Annotated in this window: 1 protein-coding gene and 2 tRNA genes; 2 read left to right on the top strand and 1 reads right to left on the bottom strand. The window is 42.3% G+C overall.

What is annotated here, in order from left to right; all coding sequences use genetic code 11:
* The first annotated feature begins 4 nt into the window (after positions 1–4).
* A tRNA-Ser gene (locus tag SORDD16_RS10070) sits at positions 5–92 on the top strand.
* A 72-nt stretch (positions 93–164) separates the two neighbouring features.
* Positions 165–252 (top strand) — tRNA-Ser (locus SORDD16_RS10065).
* Positions 253–254: 2 nt separating this feature from the next.
* Here the strand turns inward: SORDD16_RS10065 and SORDD16_RS10910 are convergent.
* A partial coding sequence (locus tag SORDD16_RS10910; RefSeq protein WP_164966531.1) for a transposase occupies positions 255–435 on the bottom strand: 181 nt, incomplete at its 5' end.

Here is a 435-nt window from a genome sequence, read left to right as displayed (position 1 = left end):
AATAGGAGAATTACTCAAGAGGCTGAAGAGGACGGTTTGCTAAATCGTTAGGTCGGGTAACTGGCGCGGGGGTTCGAATCCCCCATTCTCCGTATGCGAAGACCTATTATATTATGTGGAGTGTAGAAGTCTGCATCTACTTATACCTATTATTTAAATATTTTGGAGAATTACTCAAGAGGCTGAAGAGGACGGTTTGCTAAATCGTTAGGTCGGGTAACTGGCGCGGGGGTTCGAATCCCCCATTCTCCGTATTATAACGGCTCTTTGTCAACTGTAGCGGGTGACTTATGGTAACATCTAGAGAGGACCAGATTGGTTCTCTCTTTTATGATGTTCAAAGTGACCAAAATTTTCGTTTTAAAGTTTTTGAAGTTTCTAAAACCAAAGGCTTGTCGTTTTATGTCCTTGATAAGCTTGTTGGTTGGCACCAAC

Source organism: Streptococcus oralis (assembly GCF_001578945.1).
Lineage (GTDB): Bacteria > Bacillota > Bacilli > Lactobacillales > Streptococcaceae > Streptococcus > Streptococcus oralis_Q.
This window is presented reverse-complemented; position numbering and strand designations above follow the sequence as displayed.